Consider the following 22,783-nt stretch of genomic DNA (forward strand, 5'->3'; position numbering starts at 1 on the left):
TACACGGGAGATGAAATTCCTTATCAACCCATTTTATGCTAGTGTACAGCTATACTGTAAATTTATAGCTTTTTTTAAGGAGTTGCAATGCAAACAAGTGTACATTGGTTAGAGAATGTCGCCTTCGAAGCAAAATCCGAAAGTGGCCATTCTGTGACCATGGACGGCTCTGCCGCTTATGGGGGTGAAAACCGTGGTCCACGTCCTATGGAATTGATTTTAATGGGACTTGGTGGGTGTGCTTCGTTTGATATTGTGACTATTTTAAAGAAAGCGCGTCAAGATGTGACAGATGTCGTGTGTGAGCTGAAAGCTGAGCGAGCAGACACCATTCCTGCTGTATTCACCAAAATCCATTTACATTTTGTGGTCACCGGTAAAGCGGTCAAAGAAAAGCAAGTAGCCAAAGCCATCGAACTTTCTGCAGAGAAATATTGTTCTGCAAGTAAAATGCTGACCGATGGGGGAGTTGAAATTACCCACGACTTTGAGATCATTGAAGCGACATAAGCATACATCGTTCAAAGTATAAAAACAGTGATAAAAAATGCTGACTTTGAGTCAGCTTTTTTATGCCTTTTGATGTTGTAGCTCAATTACTCTAGATCGGATTTTTCTGAATGACTTTGTCGAGAATGATCTTTGAGTTGATGCTCATGATTCCTTTGATCTTATTGAGCTTATTGATGATAAATTGAGAAAAGTCGGTCAGATCCTTAGTGGCCACATGCAGTACATAATTCGCATCGCCAGTAATAATGTAGGCATGAATGACTTCATCACATTGATCGATTTGATTTAAAAATGCTTTATGCTCGTGCTCGGTCAATTGAGCCAGTTTGATTTCCACAATCGCTTCAATTTTAATGCCCAATTTCTGATAATTGAGTTTTGCCTGATACTTTTCAATAATTCCGCTAGATTCTAAAATTTTTACCCGCCGATGACATGCCGATGCTGAAAGATGAACCAGATCAGCCAGTTCTTGATGGCTCAATCGTGCATTATCTCGTAATAATCCCAGTATTTTTAAATCGATTGTGTCTAAATTCATGTTTGAACTATATCCGTATAAATTCGTTATTTCTCGGATAATATCCTAAAATTTGAAATTTATGCTGATGATTATCGAATAAAATGAAAAAAACGCCGTGCTAAAATCGAATAATAAACGAACAGTTATGCACGGATGGACCAATCAATGATTACCTTGGAACAATGTTTATTTTGGGATCACGAAGATGAACTGAAACATCTTCGTAATGAATTTTCGCTGCCAGAAGGTGTGATTTATCTCGACGGTAATTCGCTAGGTGCGCGGCCAAAAAAAGCCTTGAGCTATGCCGATCATGTTATTCGCCAGCAGTGGGGCGAAGATTTGATCAATAGCTGGAACAAGGCCGACTGGTGGGGGCTCCCAATACGACTTGGCAATAAACTGGGGCAGCTCATCGGCGCGAATCCAGATGAAACGGTGGTGTCGGACTCCACAACGCTGAATCTATTTAAGGTGTTATCTGCGGCAGTCAAAATACAGGCAGAGCAGCATCCTGAACGTAAATTAATTGTGGCAGAAAAAGAATCCTTCCCAACCGATATTTATATCATTGAAGGATTTATCGATCTGATCAACCAAGGATATCGCATTGAATTAATTGATGGTGTGACGGGCTTAGATCAAATACTCAGCACTGATGTGGCCGTAGTGGTGCTGTCTCATGTCAATTATCGAACTGGTTATTTGTATGATATGGCCGAGATCAATCAGAAAATACATACAAATAACGCATTGGTGATCTGGGATTTGTGTCATTCGGTGGGTGCGGTTCCAATGGCGTTAAATGAGACCAACAGCGATTTTGCGATTGGTTGCACCTATAAATATTTAAATGGAGGCCCGGGTTCGCCCGCTTTTTTATGGGTTAATCCAAAGCATTTGCAAAAATTCTGGCAACCATTGTCGGGTTGGTGGGGGCATCAAAAACCTTTTGATATGGCACAGCATTATGAGCCAGCCAACAATATCCGTCGTTATTTATGTGGTACACAGCCGATTATCTCCATGAGCCTGATCGAATGTGGACTGGATATTTTCTTAAAAACCAATCTAGAAAAAATTCGTGAGAAATCCTTAAAGCTCACCGATTTATTTATGCGCCTTATGCAGCAAGAATGTGCTGCTTATGGATTTGAGCTGGTGACACCAACCGAGCATGCCGAACGTGGCAGCCATGTCAGTTATCGACATGCACATGGTTATGAAATTATTCAGGCACTTATTGCGCGAGGAGTGATCGGCGATTACCGCGAACCTGAAGTGCTGCGCTTTGGAGTTACGCCGTTGTATGTGGGCTTTGAAGATATCTGGCAAGCGGTGCAGCAGCTCAAACAGATCATGCAAAACAACGAATGGAAAAATGAACAATATTTGGTGCGGGCAGCAGTGACCTGATGGTCACCTCTAAATGACGCGCAGGCCAGGAGGGCCTTATGGATAGTTTTGAAAAAATTCAATCTCGTGAAGCGGGACTACACAAGAAATTGACCGCAAAACAAATGGCCATGATTGCAATTGGAGGTGCAATTGGTACAGGGCTATTTATGGGTAGTAAGTTTGCCATTAGCTTTGCAGGTCCAGGAGTAATTTTAAGTTATGCAATTGGTGGGTTAATTGCATTTGCCTTAATGGCTTGTCTTGCCGAAATGACGGTACAACATCCGACATCGGGTTCATTTGGTGCCTATGCCGAGCACTATATGGGGCCATTGGCTGGATTTCTGGTCCGATATAGTTATTGGGCGTGTATTGTGCTGGCGGTAGGAACTGAAATTACTGCGGTTGCGGACTATATGAAAATGTGGTTTCCGCATGTTGCTTCATGGATATGGATTGTCTTCTTTTCGGGTACGTTACTTGCGGTGAATGCGTATAGCGTGAAAGCATTTGGGTTGGTGGAGTATTGGTTTTCGACCATTAAGATTTTTGCGATTGTGGTATTTATTCTTCTCGCAATTTCCATTTTAACTCAAAGCCACAACGCAGGACATCAACTGGCGACCAATCTGATTGGTCAAGGTGGATTTATGCCCAATGGTGTTAAGGGTGTCTGGATTGGTGTCATCATTTCTATTTTTAGCTATTTAAGTATCGAAATGATCGCGGTTGCGGCAGGAGAAGCCTCAGATCCTGAAAAAGCAGTAAAATATGCCTTTAAAAGTACGGCTATTCGTTTGGTTCTGTTTTATCTGTTATCGCTGTTTTTAATTGTAGCGTTGGTGCCATGGACAGCACTGATCGCAAAAGATGCTACCAGCCCTTTTGTGATGGTCATGAAAATTGTGGGCATTCCGTTTGCCGACAGTATTCTCAACTTTATTGTGATTGTTGCGGCGCTTTCGGCTATGAATAGTATGCTGTATATCTCCACTCGAATGCTGTTTAGCTTATCGCGTGCTGGAGATGCCCCAAAACTATTTGGAAAGATTAGTTCTCAAGGGGTGCCATTCAATGCCTTGATGCTCTCTGCAATGGGAATTGGGGTAGCCAGCGTCGTGTATACACTCAATCCTGCGTCTGCATTTCCGATCATGATTGCATTATCGATGTTTGGTGCACTCTTTACTTGGGGCAGTATTTTCGTTACGCATCTTTTTTTCAGGGCACGTTTGAGTAAAAGCAATACTGCATTGAAATATCGTATTCCGATGAGCCGTGTGATTGCTTGGTTTGGTTTGCTTAGCATATGCAGTATTACGCTCACAACTTGGTTTACCCAAGAGTTTAAATCCACTTTACAGTTCGGATTACCCTTTATATTGGTACTGGTGTGTTTTTATTATTTCAAACCAAATCCTGCGCGGATGAACCTTCCGCATAAAGAAAATTCGATTGAAAAACTCTGAATGATGCCATGAACAGACCTTACGACAATGCCACAACAGTGCCGAGTGAAGCCGCCATTTTGGCGGATTTTCAAAACCGAAGTAAGCGGGTGTACCGGCACTATGTGCATATGGCCGATATTCGCTATGCCAATTCGCCTCGGGCGATAATGGATGTATTTCCTGTAAAACAGGCGCAAAAAACCGTTATTTTTGTTCATGGTGGCTACTGGCAGTGGTGTGAAAAGTCTGATTTTGCTTTTATTGTGCCAGCGCTACATGAGCAAAATATACAGTGTGTATTGTTGGAATATGCATTGGCACCCCTTGTCCCGGTCGATTTGATGATTGAACAAGTTCATCAAGCGCTAGACTTTATACAACATCAAGACTGGATCACTGAACACGTTGTAGTGGTGGGACACTCTGCTGGTGCTCACCTGACAGCTATGAACCTGACCCATCCACTCGTACAAAAAGCTGTTCTACTCAGTGGCTTGTATGATCTACGACCTTTATGCGATACGCATCTGAATCAGGCGCTTCAGTTAAGTCTGGATGACGCCGAGCGCTTGAGTCCAGTAGTACATACGCTCTCGCATGATACTCCTTGCGAATTGTACTGTGGTGCAGATGAGCTTCAGGAGCTTAAATGGCAAAGCGAGCAGTTTTATCATGCTCTAAAAGGGTTGAATCAAATCCGTGTCGAACTGCATCTGCTTAAGGATGTTAATCATTACAGTATCTTAGATGCCTATTTTAAGCATATCGCAACTTAGCTCTTTAATTTAAAACATAGATGTTAAAACATATGCCAAGCCACAGATCATCTGCCAATATCAAAAGCATAACATGATGATACAAGGCGCCTGAATCGGATGAAGTATGATTACCTTTAAGATTCGGGTATTTTTTAAAGTCTGATCATTGTATTTTGAAAGCGAAGTTAACAAAAACAGCATCGGTATTCACTTGAAATTTTTTAGAAAAGCACCCATATTAAAACCAACTTATATGAATTAAGTTTTGAATATAAGATAATGAAAAATATGAGAATTTATTTGAAATTTTAAAAAACGTTCCCATGTATTAGTCAAGTAGCAAATTGATGATGAGGAATAACAAGAATGCGTTTTGAGAAATTTACCAATCGCCTCCAGCAGGCACTTTCAGATGCGCAATCATTGGCAACCGGTCGAGATCATACCTCGATTGATTCACTGCACATTCTTTCGGTATTGATGGATGAGCCATCAAACCTGAGCCTGTTACAGCAGTCGGGTGCCAGATTACCTGAAATTAAACAAAAACTTGAACAGGCGCTCAAGGATGCGCCGACCATTAGTAATCCCACTGGTGATGTCAATCTGAATCCAGATGCGGTTAAGGTACTTAATCTGGCCGATCGACACGCACAAAAAGCGGGTGATGAATTTTTATCGACGGATTGGGTATTGCTGGCTTTAACTGAAACTGGCAGCACTAAAAGCTTATTGCAAAGTACGGGTGTGACCACAGAGGCACTGCGTAAAGTAATTGAATCTATTCGAGGTAATGACAAAGTCATGAGCAATAATCATGAAGATCAGCGTGACTCATTAAATAAATATACCATTGATCTGACCGAACGTGCTTTGGCGGGGAAACTTGATCCTGTGATTGGGCGAGACGATGAAATTCGTCGTACCATTCAGGTATTGTCGCGTCGTACCAAAAACAACCCCGTACTGATCGGTGAGCCGGGCGTCGGTAAAACTGCCATCGTTGAAGGTTTGGCGCAACGAATCGTTAATGGTGAAGTACCCGAGAGCTTGAAAAACAAGCGCGTATTGTCGCTCGATCTTGGATCATTGCTTGCAGGTGCCAAATACCGCGGTGAGTTTGAAGAGCGCTTAAAAGCGGTCTTGAATGATTTGGCCAAACAAGATGGCCAAGTGATTTTGTTTATTGATGAACTCCACACGCTGGTGGGCGCGGGTAAAACCGATGGTGCCATGGATGCAGGCAACATGCTCAAACCTGCCTTGGCACGCGGCGAGTTACGCTGTGTGGGTGCCACAACGCTAGATGAGTATCGTCAATACATTGAAAAAGATGCTGCGCTTGAGCGTCGTTTCCAAAAAGTACTGGTCGATGAACCGAGTGTGGAAGACACCATTGCCATTTTACGTGGGTTAAAAGAACGCTACGAAGTTCACCACGGGGTCAAAATTCTCGACTCGGCGATTATTGCAGCGGCAAAAATGTCACATCGCTATATCACCGACCGTCAACTGCCAGATAAAGCGATTGATCTGATTGATGAAGCTGCCTCACGAATCAAGATGGAACTGGACTCAAAACCAGAAGCACTTGATCGTTTGGAGCGCCGTATCATTCAGTTGAAAATGCAACTTGAAGCCGTGAAAAAGGACGAAGATCAGGGCAGTAAAACTGAAGTTCGTTACCTAGAAGAGCAGATTGCTAGTGTCGAGAAAGAATATAACGACATGGAAGAGATCTGGCGTGCAGAAAAAGCCCTAGTAGAAGGGACAAAAGATGCACAGGTGAAACTCGATCAGGCGCGGATTGCATTTGAAAAAGCGCAACGTGAAGGTGATTTGGCAGAAGCTGCGCGTTTACAGTATGGTGTCATTCCTGAACTGCAAAAGCAGCTCGAGCAAGATGAAGTGGTTGAAGAAAGTGAAGAGCCGAAACTACTGCGTAATAAAGTTACCGACAACGAAATTGCAGAAGTGGTGAGCGCCGCGACAGGCATTCCAGTGTCAAAAATGTTACAAGGTGAACGTGAGAAATTGCTGCAAATGGAAACATTTTTGCACAATCGCGTGGTGGGGCAAGATGAAGCTGTCATTGCAGTATCGAACGCTGTACGTCGTTCACGTGCTGGCTTGTCAGACCCTAATCGTCCGAGTGGCTCGTTCTTATTCCTTGGGCCAACGGGTGTAGGTAAAACCGAGCTCACCAAAGCATTGGCAAACTTTTTGTTTGATAGTGACGACGCCATGATCCGTATCGACATGAGCGAATTCATGGAAAAACACTCGGTGAGCCGTTTGGTTGGTGCACCTCCGGGCTATGTCGGCTATGAAGAAGGCGGCGTATTAACCGAAGCTGTTCGCCGTAAACCATATAGTGTGGTGCTGTTTGACGAGGTCGAAAAAGCACATCCAGATGTGTTTAATATCTTGTTGCAAGTGCTCGATGACGGTCGTTTGACAGACTCTCAAGGGCGTGTGGTCGATTTTAAAAACACGGTGATCGTGATGACATCAAACCTTGGTTCACAAGACGTACGTGAGCTCGGTGATGGCGCAACTGATGAGGAGGTACGCGCAGTGGTGATGTCGGCGGTGAGTCAGCACTTCCGTCCAGAGTTTATTAACCGGATCGACGAGCTGGTAGTATTCCATGCGCTACAAAAATCGCAAATTCGCGGTATTGCAGATATCCAGCTTGATCGTTTACGTGCCCGTTTGGCCGAGCGTGATATTGGGCTGACTGTCGATGACGATGCCTTTGATATCCTGATCGATGCAGGCTTTGATCCAGTCTATGGAGCGCGTCCGCTTAAACGTGCTATACAGCAACAGGTTGAAAACTCACTGGCTCAGAAAATACTGGCCGGCGAATTCCAAGCGGGAGATAACATTGTGATTAAAGGCGATCAGGGTGATCTACATTTTGATAAGCTCAAACTTAGCTAATCACTTTTAAAGCTTAAAAAAAACAGAACATGTTCGCATGTTCTCTTTTTTATTATTCATCTTTTCTTGTTTACTTCATGAGCAAAAGTCATATAAAAAAGATCGCCTTAAGGCTCTTCAGTTAAAAACAAGTTGTAGTATGATGTCACATTATTTCGGCTGGTTATCTTTTGCGTAACAGTCTCATTCAGCCAGAGAGAATACAGTATTCTTCTCAAGCTCAACTTGTTGGAAACACCTAAATGCCTGATTATCGTTCTAAAACATCGACACATGGAAGAAATATGGCTGGTGCACGTGGATTATGGCGTGCAACAGGAATGAAGGATGAGGATTTTGGAAAACCGATTATTGCTGTCGTCAACTCATTCACTCAGTTTGTACCCGGTCATGTTCATTTAAAAGATTTGGGTCAGATGGTGGCAGAGCAGATTCAGGCGGCTGGTGGTGTAGCAAAAGAATTTAATACCATTGCCGTAGATGATGGTATTGCCATGGGACATGACGGCATGCTGTATTCGTTGCCATCACGTGATCTGATTGCAGACTCGGTAGAGTATATGGTCAATGCACACTGCGCTGATGCAATGGTCTGTATTTCGAACTGTGACAAAATCACACCGGGAATGCTCATGGCAGCAATGCGCCTGAACATTCCGGTCGTCTTTGTGTCTGGTGGACCGATGGAAGCGGGTAAAGTGAAATTCCGCGGCAATGAAAAAGCCATTGATCTGGTTGATGCCATGGTAGTCGCAGCCGATGAAAGCTATACCGATGAAGAAGTCGAAGCGTTTGAACGTTCTGCTTGCCCAACATGTGGTTCGTGCTCGGGAATGTTCACAGCAAATTCAATGAACTGCTTAACAGAAGCACTTGGTTTGTCTTTGCCTGGTAACGGGTCGATTGTGGCAACGCATGCCAACCGTAAAAAGTTATTCTTAAAAGCTGGCGAGCTTATTGTGAGCCTGGCAAAACGCTACTACGAACAAAATGATAGTCGTATTTTACCGCGTTCAATTGCAACTAAAGCGGCTTATGAAAATGCCATGACGCTCGATATCGCAATGGGTGGTTCGACCAATACGGTATTGCATTTGTTGGCGGCAGCAAGTGAAGCAGAAGTGGATTTTACTATGGACGATATCGATCGTTTGTCACGTAAAGTGCCAGTACTGTGTAAGGTTGCACCAGCAAAACAAGATGTACATATGGAAGATGTTCATCGTGCGGGTGGGATTATGTCGATTTTGGGCGAGCTTGATCGTGCCAAATTACTCGATACCACAGTCAGTACCGTACACGAAGAAACTTTACAAGATGCGTTGAATAAGTGGGACATCATCCGTACTGAAGATGCTGAAGTATATGAATTTTTCCGTTCTTCACCGGGCGGTGTTCCTACTCAAGTGGCCTTCTCACAGAACCGTTACTATTCTACACTCGATGGTGACCGTGAAAATGGTGTGATCCGTAATGCTGAACACGCTTTTTCTAAAGATGGCGGTTTGGCAGTATTGTATGGCAACATTGCATTAGATGGTTGTATTGTAAAAACTGCAGGCGTCGACGAATCGATCTTAAAATTTAACGGTACGGCACGTGTGTTTGAAAGTCAGGATGCGGCTGTCGAAGCGATCTTGGGTAATGAAATCAAAGCAGGCGATGTGGTGGTCATTCGTTACGAAGGTCCACGCGGTGGTCCGGGTATGCAGGAAATGCTGTATCCAACCAGCTACCTTAAATCGAAAGGATTAGGTAAAGACTGTGCACTGATTACAGATGGTCGTTTCTCTGGTGGTTCGTCAGGCTTGTCGATTGGGCATATTTCACCAGAAGCAGCAGAAGGCGGTGCGATTGGTTTGGTCGAAGATGGCGATTTGATCGAAATCGATATTCCAAACCGTAGCATGCATCTTAAAGTAGACGACGAAACGCTTGCGGCACGTCGTAAAGTGCAAGACGAAAAAGGCTGGAAGCCAGTGGAAGAGCGTAAGCGTAAAGTATCGAAAGCATTAAAAGTTTATGCAATGCATACCACCAGTGCTGCCAAAGGTGCGGTACGTATCTTGTAATTTTTCTTCATCGTAGCAAATTTTAAACGTGCGATGACATAAGAAATTTAAAACCCAAAGTATCGTGTGCTTTGGGTTTTTTAATGCCGATGATCAGCTTAAAGGCGTTGAATCTTGCGGATTAGACCAAAAGTTGTTAGCTTAAATAAAGAATAAAAATTATACCGAGACATCAGAACAAGGAATGCAATCAAATGAATATATTAATGAAACAGCTCGTGCTTTGCTCACTAGGCATGCTCTCGGGTATGGTTTATGCAGCAGCGCCGCTTAACGATGCAGTACTTGCAGAACAGGCCAGTCAGTCTTCTTCAGTCACACCAGAGCTGGTCGATGCCGTGAAGCAAGATGTGCAACAGCCCGTAACAGTTCAACAGCAACAAAATCGAAAACGCGCAGAAGAATATAGCCGTGAGCGAAAAAAACAAAATATTCAATCTGTAGCATTGTCGCCACATGAAGAACAAAAGAAAACGGTCGATGCGACACAGTCCGGAAAGCTGGTTTACAATCCGATTCCTGTAGTGAGAAATACATCTGCCGATTCATCCATCAATCCACTTTTATTTCGTGGCGCAGATGTGGCAGGTGCAAGAGGAGATGTGAGCGTCACAGTGCGTTAAGTCACCTGACGCTCATGCTTAGTTTAAATTAACCCATGTGCGGATGTTGAATTTTCCATGCACGATGAATTTTTTGATTGCGTTTGAAATCTAGACCGATGGTATCGTTGGTGATTTCCTGTGCATAAAAGACAGCTTCGATCTCTTCGTCTAATTCAAAGCCACGATAGTTGTTTGAAAAGTACAACGTACCTTCTGGGCTTAAACGGTTCATGGCACGTTTCAACAATGACACATGGTCACGTTGCACATCGAATGTCCCGTAAAACTTCTTAGAGTTTGAGAAGGTCGGCGGGTCGATAAAAATCAGGTCATATTGCTCATGACCTTCTTTGAGCCATTCAAAACAGTCACTGGCAAAGAACATATGCTGCTCGTCTGCATGGTCGACAGTGAGCCCATTCAGTACAAAGTTTTCTTTTGACCAGTTGATGTAGGTATTCGATAAATCGACACTGGTGGTACTGGCTGCGCCACCCAAGGCAGCATGCAAGCTGGCTGTCGAGGTATAGCTAAACAAGTTGAGGAAGTGCTTGCCACGGGCTTCATTCGCAATGCGTAAACGCATCTGGCGATGGTCGAGGAAAAGTCCGGTGTCGAGGTAATCTGTCAAGTTCACCAAAATTTTGGCTTTGCCTTCTTGTACGACAAAACGTTTAGACGCGGTACTTTGTTTGGTGTACTGGTTTTTTCCTTCCTGACGTGCGCGTGTTTTGATAAATACGGCATCACGAGGTAAACCAGTAACTGCACGAATCGCAGCCAAAGCTAAATTAAAGCGTTTCTTGGCTTTTTCTGGGTCGATAGTCTTGGGTGGTGCATATTCCTGAACATGCAGGCGATCACCATACAAATCGACTGCGACGTTAAAGTCTGGAAGATCGGCATCATATAAACGTAAGCAATACACTTGTTCCTTCACTGCCCATTTTTTCAAAGCCGCCATGTTTTTTTGCAAGCGATTCGCAAAATCTTGTGCACCCTCAACTTCAACAGGGTCTGCATGCCAATTGGTTAAAAACGGTTGGCTATTGCTTAATGGCTTGATCTGACCAAAACGAATGTAAATTGGCAATTTACCATTCATCAGACGTAGTGTTTCAGGCTCACTTAGCGCCAGTACATCGGCTTGCTCAACTTGAGCAGCAATCACTGCGGTGTGTTGGTTTGGAAAATGTTGTTGCAGTAGGGCAGACAAACCGAGATATAAAGCACGATTCGATGCTTTATCACCTAGACGCTCGCCATATGGCGGGTTTGTCACGATAAAAGCAGTTTTGTTTTCAGCATCGAATGCAGGCCAGTCGGCCAAGGTACGTTCTTCGATCTGAATCTGATCTAGAAGCTGTTCAAATCCGGCAGCGACAATATTCTGACGAGTGGCTTTTACGGCCTCCCAGTCGGCATCGTAGGCAAAGAATTTCGGTAATGGTTGCGCCAAACCTGCTTCATGTCGCTCAGTGGCTTCGGCTTTAAGCGATAACCATAAATCGCGGTCATGGCCATGCCAGCCGTTAAATCCAAAGCGGCGCACCAAGCCTGGGGCACGGTCGGTTAAAATCATCAGTGATTCGATGATAAACGTACCCGAACCACACATTGGATCTAAAATCAGATCAGGATTCAGCGTTTTTAACTGCGCTTTTTGCAAAATTGCAGCAGCGAGGTTTTCTTTGATTGGCGCGTCGGTCATATAACGACGATAGCCGCGTTTATGCAGGGAGTCGCCTGAAAGATCGAGGCAGTAGGTATGTTCGGTTTTACCTGCTAAGACGAACAAGGTAATTTCTGGTTGTTTGGTATCGATGCTCGGACGTCGCCCAACTGCTTCCATAAAGGAATCAACCACGCCGTCTTTTACACGTAAAGTGGCAAACTGTGAATTTACTTTAATTTCGCGTTCAACATGCAAACGGATCGCAAAGGTGCTTTGTGGTGCAAATATAAGTGACCAGTCAAAACTTATCGCACCTTCATATAGTTCCTCTGCAACATCACGTGCATCGTGAGTATGTTCAAGCTCAAAGGTATGAATGGGCTTAAGAACGCGTGAGGCCAAACGCGACCACATACAGATACGATAGGCTTGTTCTAATGTGCCTTGGAGAATTAAACGGCCTGCAAAACGCTCAGTTTTCTCAATACCTAAACCTTGTAATTCTTGTTGAAGTAAGGTTTCCAGTCCATCCGCACAGGTTACCCAATATGTAGAAAGACGTTGTGATGAGTTCATTCAATTTCCCAAAAGCAGCAAAAGCAATCGGTTATTTTAGCGTATTTTGTGCCTTAAAACTTGGTCTTTAAATTCGAAATCCTCTTTTTTATTCAAATGTTGATCATCTTGATTTTACATTTTTAAAATACATAATTTTAAAAAATAGAAAACAAATTTTATTATGATTTATTAGGTACTTATTTTTATTGTATTTCTTTTCATAATTGATCTAGAAAACAACAATTGCCAAAAACAGCATCTGCCTGTGGTGAAAAAATATCTGTATAATGCCTTAACTTAACGTATAAGGAATCTCTCATGCATCTGGCAGCTTTGCATTCTCCGAGTCAGATTCAGCTCAACCAGCAGGGCAATTTGAAGCACTTCCTGACCATTGAAGGTCTGTCTAAAGAAACTCTTACAAAAATCCTCGACACCGCGCAATCCTTTTTCAATGATCAAAATCAACTGATTACCACACCTTTACTTGAAGGGCGCACGGTAATGAACCTGTTTTTTGAAAACTCAACTCGGACACGCACCACATTTGAAGCCGCAGCAAAGCGTTTGTCTGCCAATGTACTGAATATCGATATTGCACGTTCAAGCACCTCAAAAGGTGAGACGCTACGCGATACGCTTTGGAACCTTGAAGCCATGGCAGCGGATATTTTTGTGGTGCGTCACTCGTCTTCGGGTGCTGCACATTTTATTGCCAAAGATGTATGTCCGAATATTGCGATTATCAATGCAGGTGATGGGCGTCATGCACATCCAACGCAGGCAATGCTCGATATGCTGACCATTCGCCGTGAAACCAAAAAACCGTTTGAAGATTTAAAAGTCGCAATTATTGGCGATATTAAACACTCGCGTGTTGCACGATCAGATATTGCGGCTTTACAAACCTTGGGATGTCGTGACATTCGCGTGATTGCGCCAAATACACTACTGCCTGTTGGATTCGATGAATATGGCGATCATGTGCGTTTATTCAATAAAATGGATGATGGCGTAAAAGATTGTGATGTGATTATTGCATTACGTATTCAAAATGAGCGAATCGATTCGCCAGCGTTGTCATCTCAGGCAGAATTTTATCGTATGTATGGTCTGAATCAAGAGCGCTTGGCTCTTGCTCAACCAGATTGTATCGTGATGCATCCAGGGCCAATGAACCGCGGTGTAGAAATTGATTCTGCGATTGCAGATGGGCCACAATCCGTGATTCTGAATCAGGTGACTAACGGAATTGCGGTGCGTATGGCCGTACTGGCGTTGGCCATGCAAGGTCAGGCACAAGCACAAGGTTTAATTGAAGCAATCGCTAACTAAGGGTCTATTCATGAGTAATGTAAAACTTGAAAATGTTCGTTTGTTAGATCCTGTCGCGCAAATTGATGTTACAACAACGGTATATCTTCAAAACGGCCAGCGTGTCGATTCGCTTGATCAGATCGATGAGCAGATTGATGCTCAGGGCAAATGGTTAATGCCGACCATGGTGGATTTATGTGCGCGCGTTCGCGAGCCAGGTCAGCAGCAACACGGCACGCTAAAATCCGAAGGTAAAGCGGCACGTGAAAACGGTATTCTGCATGTGATCACGCCGCCAGACTCTCAGCCGATCGTACAAGATAACGGTGCGTTAATTCATGGTCTAATTGAAAAAGCATGGACTGATGGCAAGTTTCATTTGCATATTATTGGCGCACAAACCCAAGGGTTATTGGGACGTCAGCCAGCCAATATGGCAGCACTTAAAAAAGGTGGATGTACCGCAGTTTCAAATGCCAATGCTGCATTTGAAAACGATGATGTGGTGATTCGGACCTTAGAATATGCAGCCGGTTTAGGTTTGACGGTGGTGTTCTATCCTGAAGAACCACAGATTGCCAAAGATGGTTGTGTGCATGAAGGATTTATTGCATCTCGCCAAGGCCTGCCGATGATTCCTGTCATTGCAGAAACCATTGCAATTGCCAAATACTTAATCATGATTGAAGCGACCGGAGTGCGTGCGCATTTTGGATTATTATCTTCAGCACAGTCGATTGAGTTGATCCGTGCGGCTAAAGCAAAAGGCCTGCCTGTCACGGCAGATGTGGCGATGCATCAGTTACATTTAACCGAAGCGTTAATTGATGGGTTTAATACTTTAGCGCACGTAAGACCGCCACTTCGCTCGGAAGCAGATAAAGTAGCCTTACGTGACGCAGTCAAATCAGGCGTGATTGACGCGATTTGTACACATCACGAGCCACTGAGTAGCTCTGCAAAAATGATGCCATTCGCTGAAACCTTACCCGGTATTAGTGCATTTGATACCTATGTCGCTTTGGGTGTGCAACTCATTCAAGAGGGGCTGTTTGAACCGCTGGAATGGGTAGAGAAGGTGACTGTAGCACCGGCACGCGTGGCCAATATGCAAGAGCGCTGGTTAAATGAAAAAGGCTGGATATTGGTTGATCCAGCGCTTGAGTGGAAGGTTGATAAAACCACCATTTTATCGCAGGGTAAAAATACGCCATTGCTCAATCAAAATCTAACTGGAAAAGTAGTTCAGACCTTTCTACCTTAGATATAGGTTTGATTCATATATAAGATCATAAAAAAGGGCGATTGATTCGTCCTTTTTTTATTGGCATGCTTAGCGCTATTTTGGCGAAATAGATGATTGAAAGATGCGTATTAGTTTTATTGGTTCGGGCAAAGTCGCCACCCATTTAGCCAGCGCGTGTGCATCGCAGCACCAGATCGTGCAAATTATGAGTCGTGATGTTGAACACGCAAAAACTTTAGCGTGCCGTGTTGGTGCAGAACCGATTCATCAATTTGAGCAGCTTGATGCATCTATCGATTTACTTATTATTTCAGTTAGCGATTACGCCATTTCAAGCGTAATTCAGGCTGTGCATCCATATTTGCCCAATACCTTCATTGTGCATACCTCTGGCAGTACTTCAATACAACAGCTCACACAGCAGCATGCCAATGCTGGAGTATTTTATCCGTTGCAAACCTTTAGCTTTGAGCGCGAGGTAGACTGGTCTGAGACACCATTCTTTATTGAAGCTTCAACTGATGAGGGATTAAAACATCTTGAAGCAATAGCAAATAGCCTAAGTAATAAAGTCTATCATTATAATTCTGAGCAACGTTTAAGTCTGCATCTAGCCGCTGTTTTTGCCTGTAACTTTAGCAACTATTGTTATGATGCGGCGAAGCAAATTGTCGATCAACAACACGTCGATTTTTCATTGCTTTATCCATTGATACTTGAAACTGCGCGCAAAGCCACGTTGCACGATCCAGTATTGGTACAAACTGGACCTGCGGTGCGAAATGACCAAAATATTCTAAATATGCATCAAGATTTGCTGAGTCAAGCCAAACGTCCAGATTTGGCAGAAATTTATCAATTGCTGAGTCAAGCAATTATAAATCGTCGTGTTGATCAGGTAGGGGAATCATGACTAAAAATTTGACTTATTGACATATTCTAGATTCATATAATCATCAATTGGTTAAGCCAATTTTAATGGTTAATTATTATATAGTCTGAAACTTTAAGTAACCCGAATCCTGTTTAAGCCGATGATTTCATAATTTGAATTGTTGGCTTATTTCCATGGGTTAATTGATATGCACATAGCGAAGCATAAATCCCACTGAGAAATCCATGAAGACTACATGCTTTACTCGTCACTAAATTGTATTGCCCTTTCAATAAGCTGAATAATGTTTCTATTTTATTGCGTTGTCTTAGGTGATATTCATCTGATGTACAGAGTTGAATAACCTGCATATTCTTCCGATGATAAGTAATTAAATCAATATCTTGATCTTGTAGCTTGCTCTTTAATTCTTGGCTGATGTAACCTCGATCTCCTTAAAGTTTTCCGTTTAGACCATCAACTAATTGCTCAACTATTTTTATGTCAGCAACATGTCCATTTGATAAAGCAGAACAGGCAATTTCACCCAATTGATTCATCGCAATATGTAATTTACAGCCATAAAACCAGCCCATTGAGCTTCTACCACGTGATGCAATTTGGACTAATGATTTATGACGCTGAAACTGGCAGAGTGGTTGAATCAATCCATAAATATTGTGTATCTTGGCCTTTCATCAATGCCACATGTAAAGCATATAGAGCTAATTCATGCCTTTTGATCAGATGAATCATCCTTTGATAGCAAGGCAAGTACTTAAATAAATGGCTTTTATCTTCTTTTAATCAAGTAAAAAAGGCTTTGAAATTATTGAAATGAGAGCATTTGTACCAAATAGCAATAAAGCAGATTTCTGAAATTGTAAGTTGAGCAGTTCTGATTCTTAAGGAACCACGGTCTTGTTTGAGAAACTCCCAATAAGTTAATTCAAATTTAAGAAAAAAATCATCAATTACGCAGAATAATTCGGTACTATTGAACATCAGGACTAGAGTTGTGAGTTTGGTGTGGTAACTCAACTGATAGCTCTAGTCCTCTTATTTTTCAAGTCAATTTCTTATCCACGATTCGGGTTAAATTTCTAAATATTAAAATGAATAAGCAACAGTCATTTTTAATAAATGTTGGGTTTTATTATCATTTCCTTGCACTAAGGAATATTCATTTCCACCAATTAGTAAGTCATTTTTTCCCATAATATATTCAGTCGTGAATCCAAGATTTTTATGATCGACTGATACTCCAATAATATTGCGCGTTGAGGTCTTATAGCTGCCTGTTTTATCATAAGCACTGTACATGGCGTAAGGTGTAATTTTCCCAATTTTTCCGACATCCTTAAATGTATAACTGATATCAGCTGTATAGAAATTACCTTCATTTGCCAAGTAGTTATAATAATCAAATGAACCTGCTACGGATACATTTGGATTTAATGGATCTTTGTTGTCAATTTTGTGATGACCACCTGTTAAGGTGACTTGAAAATTTTGATAACCTAACTGGCTGAATAATGCCCAAGCTTTGTGACGACCTGTTTCATTATTGGTTTTATTTTTAATGTCTGAAAACCAATATGAACCTCCCAATGAAGCAGATAAATCTGGATCATCAAATTTTAGTTTATGATTGACCCGCGCTACCCACATATTTTCTTCTTTGAGATAAGTTTGAATTTCACTGCTTGGATCAGGTTTTACAAAGTTAGATGAGTAACGTGCTGAATCTACACTTTTCCCATGATAGTCGCCGCCATCAATTGGGAAGAAACCCAGATCTACATCTGTATTTGAAAAAAGATTGGTACGGTAATTTATCCCGACATTATGCACATCTTCAAGTCCGACTTGAGTTACGATGCCTCCATAATTATTGCTTTCCCAGAAGCGACCTGGACCAAATGGCATATTTTGTAAACCAACCGTAACTTTGTTGGTTTCATTGATCTTATAGCCTAAATAACCGTCTACAAGTGCAGAGAAATCACAAAGTTTATCGTATTGATAACAGCGATATTCAATACGTCCAAACATTAAAGATGATTGATAGTCGATATTGATTTTTGCGACATCAAAAGTCAGTTTTTGATCATTCTTAGACCAGCTTTTATCTTCATATTTTGCTCTTAAAAATCCAGAAAGTTTAAGTTCACCCTCAACTGATTTTGCATCACCAATGCTAAGATCGGCAGAGTAGCCAACTTGGCAAAGACTCAAAAATCCTAAACAGCTCAATGAAAATTTTAATTTACGATATTGCATAAGCGTAACCCCAAGGTATTAAAAATAAAAAATGATCCAGAATAGCTTTCATTTGAAAATACTTTCAAAGACTAATAATTCAATCAAACCCTTAAATCAGAGCAGTTTGAGCATAAATAATTGATTTTTTGTCTCTAAAAATGGTATGAATACATTTTTAACAATCTGATATTGTTAAAAATATTGAAATTTACTTGCCTTCTAGCTACTTTCGTTGTCGAAAAAATGAGCTGATTGAGTTCAAATCAAGGCAGGTAAAACTTCAAAAATGTCTGAGTATAAAAATCAACCATAAACTCTTGTTGAAACTTATACCGAATAAATTTTTTTAATTAAATTCTGAATTTTTGAATGGGATTCAGTAAATACGAATCAGCAGAACTATAAATTCAACGATGATAGGAACCAGATAAGATTTCCTTAAAATTTAGCATGGCATATTTGAGTCAAAGAGTATTGAAATGAATCAACATCTCACTATAAATCCAGTTGAATGGGAGGCACGGTGTCAACTAGCAGCCCTTTATCGCTTAATTGCACACTATAAAATGACCGATTTAATTGATACACATATCAGTCTGCGTGTGCCTGAAGAGCCTAATCATTTTTTAATTAATCGCTATGGCGTCATATTCGATCACATGCGCGCATCCGATTTGGTCAAGATTGATCATGATGGAAAAATTGTTGAGAGTTATGATCAAGGCAAGAAGGTAAATGTGGCGGGTTTTGTCATTCATTCTGCTATTCATCATGCTAAACCACATCTTGATTGTGTGATTCATACGCATACTGCAGATGGTGTTGCTGTGTCAGCTCAGAAAGATGGGTTGTTGCCTATCTCACAGCATGCGCTTAAATTTTATCGTCGTTTGTCTTATCACGATTATGAAGGAATTGCATTATCACTTGAAGAGCGAGAGCGATTGGTCAATGATCTAGGCAATAACAAAGCCATGATTTTAAGAAATCATGGTTTATTAGCAGCAGGTGAGTCGGTTGCACATGCATTTCATGAAATATTTTTTTTGGAGCGCGCCTGTCAAATTCAGATCAAGGCATTATCAGGACAAAACTTAATTTATCCTTCCCATGCTTTAAGTGAGTTTACCGCATCTCAATTTGAACAGGATGATGCAGAAGGAATTATTTGGGATGCATGGCATGCTGCTTTATCATTGATTGAAAAAGACAAAGCAGACTTTTGTTGTTAGATGTTAAATATATTTTGACATAATATTGCGAAATTTCTGGATAATTGGATCTTTACTGCGACCGCGTCGCATGATTAAGGAAAATGGTGCTCGATAACCAAAAGTAGAAGGCAGTAGTACTTTAAGCCGCTTTTGATCTACCCATGCTTGCGCAAAATGTTCAGGTAAATAACCAATATATTGTCCAGATAAGATCAAAATGAGTTGTGCTTCCATGGATTCTACAGAGGCAGATGAATTGTTGAATCCATGTTTAGCCAATTCGCTATGGCTCCAGTAACCTCTACGAACCATTTTCTCTTGCGTAATTATATTTTCAGTCAAATGACGTTGTTCGAATAAATGATGTTTGTCACTACAAAATAACCAGTGCTGCTCTTTGTGCAAAGGGTGATAAGTAATACCATTCATTTTTAGGAAAAAAGCACCCACCGCCAAATCATAACGATTTTCTAAAACACCCATTTGGAGTTCGTATGGACTCTGAACCTGAAGTTGTATGTAAATAAAAGGATTTTCCTGAGAAAACTGTCCAATAATCTGATCAATTGGGAAATGCTTTTCAGTCACAATCGAGTCTAATATCCCAATTTTGAGTATACCGTTTAACTCCCCTTTGACTTGAGCACTATAAAGCGCAAATTTGTCGATTTCCTGAAGAAGCCTCACAGTCTCTTGGTAGTAAAGCTCTCCTTTGTAGGTAAGAGAAAAACCACCACGACCACGTTCACATAGCTTCATCCCAACATTGGCTTCAAGCTGACTCATGTAGGTACTAATGGCGGATGTTGATAAATTAAGTTCCTGTTGTGAGTTTGCAAAACCTTGATTTTTAACAACAGTTTCAAAAACGCGCAGGAGCTTAAGATCAGGAAAATGTTGAAGATCCATAACATAATTGCCGATAGAGGTTACCTTTAAAATAGATTACTTAGTTTAGAAATGTCAAAACTAAATACAAACTCAGAAAAATTATTTGGCATAAACGTCTGATTTTTTCGTGACATCTGTATCAACCTTATCGATAAAAATATAAAGAATGATGATGTTAGTTTCAGATACTTTGCTTTTCTAACAGCTAATATTTTTTGAGATTGATATTCTGTCTACATACATTTGTTCAAGCTCAAGAACCAAGTTCAAATAAGATGTTGACAGTTGATCTCAATTTTCTAAATCTGAGAAGGTATAAAGCAATGATGTAATTTAAAGCTCATTTATATAGTTTAGAAAACTCAAAACTAATTATTTAGAAATTGCTATTTAATGCCTTATTACTTTGAGAGATAACATTTATAAAACAGCTCGATACAGATCTAAAAATGAATCAGCATCTTGGTCCATCTCGCTATAGAAATGAAATCGCACCTATTGAGGATGTCACATCTCAGGGAAGTAGTAGGATACAACTTAAAAAATTTCGCACCTTATGGGGAGTTAACTCCTCTTGGGAACAGACACTTCGTGAATTACAGACAGCGGGTTGTGCAGGAATTGAAGCACGTGTGCCGTTAACTTTAGATGAACAGCAAGCCTTAGCATCAGATATTCGAGCCGCAGAACTTGAATATATTGCGATTGTATTCAGTGGTGGTGATGTCATACCCAAGCAGCAAGAAACACCAGAACAGCATCTTGAACGATTAAAAGAACGTTTCGATGCAGCGAAACAATTGCAGCCATTATTCGTCAATTTACTTGCAGGAAATGATCGTTGGCCTTTGGCACAACAAGTTGATTTTCTTGGAAAAGCACATGAGCTAGCAAAGTGTTTTGAGCTGAATTGTAGCTTTGAAACGCATCGAGCAACGTCGCTTTATAGTCCTTGGCTTACATTGGAAATTATACAGCAGCTTCCACAACTACAATTTACTGCTGATATTAGCCACTGGATTGTTGTCAGTGAACGTTTGTTAAATGATCCGTGTGATGATTTCACTGCATTTATTGATCGTGTTCATCATATTCAGGCTCGGGTTGGATATGACCAAGGACCTCAGGTTCCACATCCAGCCGCTCCAGAATATCAAACCGCTCTCAAATTTCAGCAAGATTTCTGGCAGAAAATCTGGCGGTCGCAGCATCGTCGTGGTTATCAGCAAACCACACTTACGCCTGAATTTGGCGCTGATGGTTATTTACACCACTTACCATTTACCAATGTGCCTGTGGCTGATTTGTGGTCAGTTAATGCATGGATGTTGCATGAGGAGCAACAGCATTTTAACGAATTTTTATCTTCAATTGAAAAGGAGGGCAACTAAATGACTAACGTTAAAGGCGCTTTTACCGAACTCCCTGTGATTAATATACAGAACTTAAACAGCGAAAATCTTGCCGAGCGACAAGCCGTTGCAGATGCAATTGGACAAGCATCGCGAGAAGTTGGATTTTTTTATATCACTGGTCATGGTATTGCACCAGAATTAATCGCAGGTGTGCGAGCAGCGGCAAAAAAATTCTTTGCTTTGCCAATGCAAGAAAAAATGAATTACTACATTGGCCAATCGAAAAGTCATAAGGGTTATGTTCCTGAAGGCGAAGAGATTTATGGTTCTGGAAAACCAGATTTGAAAGAAGCATTTGATGTCGGCTTTCAGGCTCCAGAGGATCATCCTTTTGTCGTATCCAAAACCCCACTGATTGGTGCAAATGAATGGCCAGAACTTGCAGAATTTAAGTCACAGGTTTTGGACTATTATCAGGCGGTTTTTGCGTTAGGACATCGTTTATTTGATGCTTTTGCACTGGCACTTGGTTTGCCAGAAGGCTATTTCAAGTCAATGGTGACTTGCCCACCATCAAAACTACGTTTGATTCACTATCCTTTTGATGCAACAGCAGAAGATAAGCCAGGCATTGGTGCACACACTGATTATGAATGTTTCACACTATTACTTGCAGACCAGCCAGGCTTAGAAGTACTCAATGAAGACAGAATCTGGATTGATGCACCGCCATCTAAAGATATCAATGGTGAAGAGGCGTTTGTTATTAATATTGGTGACATGCTGGAAGTGTTGAGTGCTGGCACCTTTATTGCTACTGCACACCGTGTTCGCAAGGTACCCCAAGAGCGTTATTCATTTCCACTGTTCTTTGCCTGTGATTATCACACATTAATTCGCCCGTTACCGCACTTTTTAAAAGCAAATGAGGTAGATCAATATAAAGAGTTAAGTATTGGTGAACATATGTGGAGTCAGGCGTTACAAACTTATCGTTATTTACGTGAAAAAGTTGCCAGTGGTGAGTTGCAATTACCTGAACGAGCAAGTGCAACCAACACTTTTGGTCATTTGAAACAACAAGCAAAGCTAAAAAGCACTATCAATGAGTGAGGAGTAATT

17 protein-coding genes and 1 pseudogene are annotated in these 22,783 nt (G+C 41.5%); 13 read left to right on the forward strand and 5 right to left on the reverse strand.

The window, feature by feature from the left end; translation table 11 throughout:
* Positions 1-87: 87 nt before the first annotated feature.
* Positions 88-510 carry an OsmC family protein gene (locus L2096_RS08200; protein WP_004936595.1) on the forward strand — a complete coding sequence of 141 codons (423 nt, stop codon included), beginning with the start codon at positions 88-90 and terminating at the stop codon, positions 508-510.
* A gap of 91 nt (positions 511-601) precedes the next feature.
* On the opposite strand, the gene gigD is transcribed toward L2096_RS08200, so the two are convergent.
* Entirely contained in the window at positions 602-1,054 is a 453-nt protein-coding gene (gigD, locus tag L2096_RS08205; protein WP_088459513.1) for an Lrp/AsnC family transcriptional regulator GigD, read from the reverse strand.
* 147 nt (positions 1,055-1,201) lie between these two features.
* Between gigD and kynU the strand changes: the two genes are divergently transcribed.
* From kynU to L2096_RS08235, 6 genes are all read left to right on the forward strand, one after another.
* Positions 1,202-2,452, forward strand: a complete 1,251-nt coding sequence (gene kynU / locus L2096_RS08210; RefSeq protein ID WP_104124736.1) for a kynureninase — start codon at positions 1,202-1,204, stop codon at positions 2,450-2,452.
* A 38-nt stretch (positions 2,453-2,490) separates the two neighbouring features.
* Positions 2,491-3,903 (forward strand): amino acid permease, encoded by a 1,413-nt coding sequence (locus L2096_RS08215; RefSeq protein WP_250365215.1) that lies wholly within the window; start codon positions 2,491-2,493, stop codon positions 3,901-3,903.
* Between the two features lie 8 nt (positions 3,904-3,911).
* The gene (locus L2096_RS08220) at positions 3,912-4,661 is read left to right on the forward strand and encodes an alpha/beta hydrolase (RefSeq protein WP_250365216.1); all 750 of its coding nucleotides are present in this window, start codon (positions 3,912-3,914) and stop codon (positions 4,659-4,661) included.
* Between the two features lie 348 nt (positions 4,662-5,009).
* Positions 5,010-7,589 carry an ATP-dependent chaperone ClpB gene (gene clpB, locus L2096_RS08225; protein WP_055414585.1) on the forward strand — a complete coding sequence of 860 codons (2,580 nt, stop codon included), beginning with the start codon at positions 5,010-5,012 and terminating at the stop codon, positions 7,587-7,589.
* A 242-nt stretch (positions 7,590-7,831) separates the two neighbouring features.
* Positions 7,832-9,661, forward strand: a complete 1,830-nt coding sequence (ilvD, locus tag L2096_RS08230; RefSeq protein WP_025094824.1) for a dihydroxy-acid dehydratase — start codon at positions 7,832-7,834, stop codon at positions 9,659-9,661.
* Positions 9,662-9,855: 194 nt separating this feature from the next.
* Positions 9,856-10,284, forward strand: a complete 429-nt coding sequence (locus L2096_RS08235) for a hypothetical protein (RefSeq protein WP_250365217.1) — start codon at positions 9,856-9,858, stop codon at positions 10,282-10,284.
* Between the two features lie 28 nt (positions 10,285-10,312).
* On the opposite strand, the gene rlmKL is transcribed toward L2096_RS08235, so the two are convergent.
* A complete protein-coding gene (gene rlmKL / locus L2096_RS08240) occupies positions 10,313-12,517 on the reverse strand; it encodes a bifunctional 23S rRNA (guanine(2069)-N(7))-methyltransferase RlmK/23S rRNA (guanine(2445)-N(2))-methyltransferase RlmL (protein WP_004936607.1) in 2,205 nt (734 codons plus the stop codon).
* A 300-nt stretch (positions 12,518-12,817) separates the two neighbouring features.
* On the opposite strand from rlmKL, the gene L2096_RS08245 reads away from it, so the two are divergent.
* The 3 genes from L2096_RS08245 (at position 12,818) to L2096_RS08255 (ending at position 15,975) form a co-directional block, all read left to right on the forward strand.
* Entirely contained in the window at positions 12,818-13,834 is a 1,017-nt protein-coding gene (locus L2096_RS08245) for an aspartate carbamoyltransferase catalytic subunit (RefSeq protein ID WP_004936609.1), read from the forward strand.
* Positions 13,835-13,844: 10 nt separating this feature from the next.
* Entirely contained in the window at positions 13,845-15,080 is a 1,236-nt protein-coding gene (locus L2096_RS08250) for a dihydroorotase (RefSeq protein WP_250365218.1), read from the forward strand.
* A gap of 103 nt (positions 15,081-15,183) precedes the next feature.
* The gene (locus tag L2096_RS08255; protein ID WP_250365219.1) at positions 15,184-15,975 is read left to right on the forward strand and encodes a Rossmann-like and DUF2520 domain-containing protein; all 792 of its coding nucleotides are present in this window, start codon (positions 15,184-15,186) and stop codon (positions 15,973-15,975) included.
* A gap of 113 nt (positions 15,976-16,088) precedes the next feature.
* On the opposite strand, the pseudogene L2096_RS08260 reads toward L2096_RS08255, so the two are convergent.
* Positions 16,089-16,941, reverse strand: a pseudogene (locus L2096_RS08260) (IS982 family transposase).
* Between the two features lie 105 nt (positions 16,942-17,046).
* On the reverse strand, positions 17,047-18,219 hold the full coding sequence (locus L2096_RS08265) for a hypothetical protein (protein ID WP_104124744.1): 1,173 nt from the start codon (positions 18,217-18,219) through the stop codon (positions 17,047-17,049).
* A 461-nt stretch (positions 18,220-18,680) separates the two neighbouring features.
* Here L2096_RS08265 and L2096_RS08270 point away from each other — a divergent pair, with 461 nt between their 5' ends.
* Complete coding sequence (locus tag L2096_RS08270; RefSeq protein ID WP_104124745.1) at positions 18,681-19,433, forward strand: class II aldolase/adducin family protein; 753 nt, start codon at positions 18,681-18,683, stop codon at positions 19,431-19,433.
* Between the two features lie 3 nt (positions 19,434-19,436).
* Here the strand turns inward: L2096_RS08270 and L2096_RS08275 are convergent, their stop codons facing one another.
* On the reverse strand, positions 19,437-20,324 hold the full coding sequence (locus L2096_RS08275) for a LysR family transcriptional regulator (RefSeq protein ID WP_171304796.1): 888 nt from the start codon (positions 20,322-20,324) through the stop codon (positions 19,437-19,439).
* Positions 20,325-20,755: 431 nt separating this feature from the next.
* On the opposite strand from L2096_RS08275, the gene L2096_RS08280 reads away from it, so the two are divergent.
* Positions 20,756-21,697 carry a sugar phosphate isomerase/epimerase family protein gene (locus tag L2096_RS08280; RefSeq protein WP_250365220.1) on the forward strand — a complete coding sequence of 314 codons (942 nt, stop codon included), beginning with the start codon at positions 20,756-20,758 and terminating at the stop codon, positions 21,695-21,697.
* Positions 21,698-22,774: an isopenicillin N synthase family dioxygenase gene (locus tag L2096_RS08285; RefSeq protein WP_250365221.1), complete on the forward strand. Its 1,077-nt coding sequence runs from the start codon at positions 21,698-21,700 to the stop codon at positions 22,772-22,774.
* Positions 22,775-22,783: the final 9 nt, after the last annotated feature.

This window comes from Acinetobacter sp. ACZLY 512, assembly GCF_023614015.1.
Classification (GTDB): domain Bacteria; phylum Pseudomonadota; class Gammaproteobacteria; order Pseudomonadales; family Moraxellaceae; genus Acinetobacter; species Acinetobacter soli.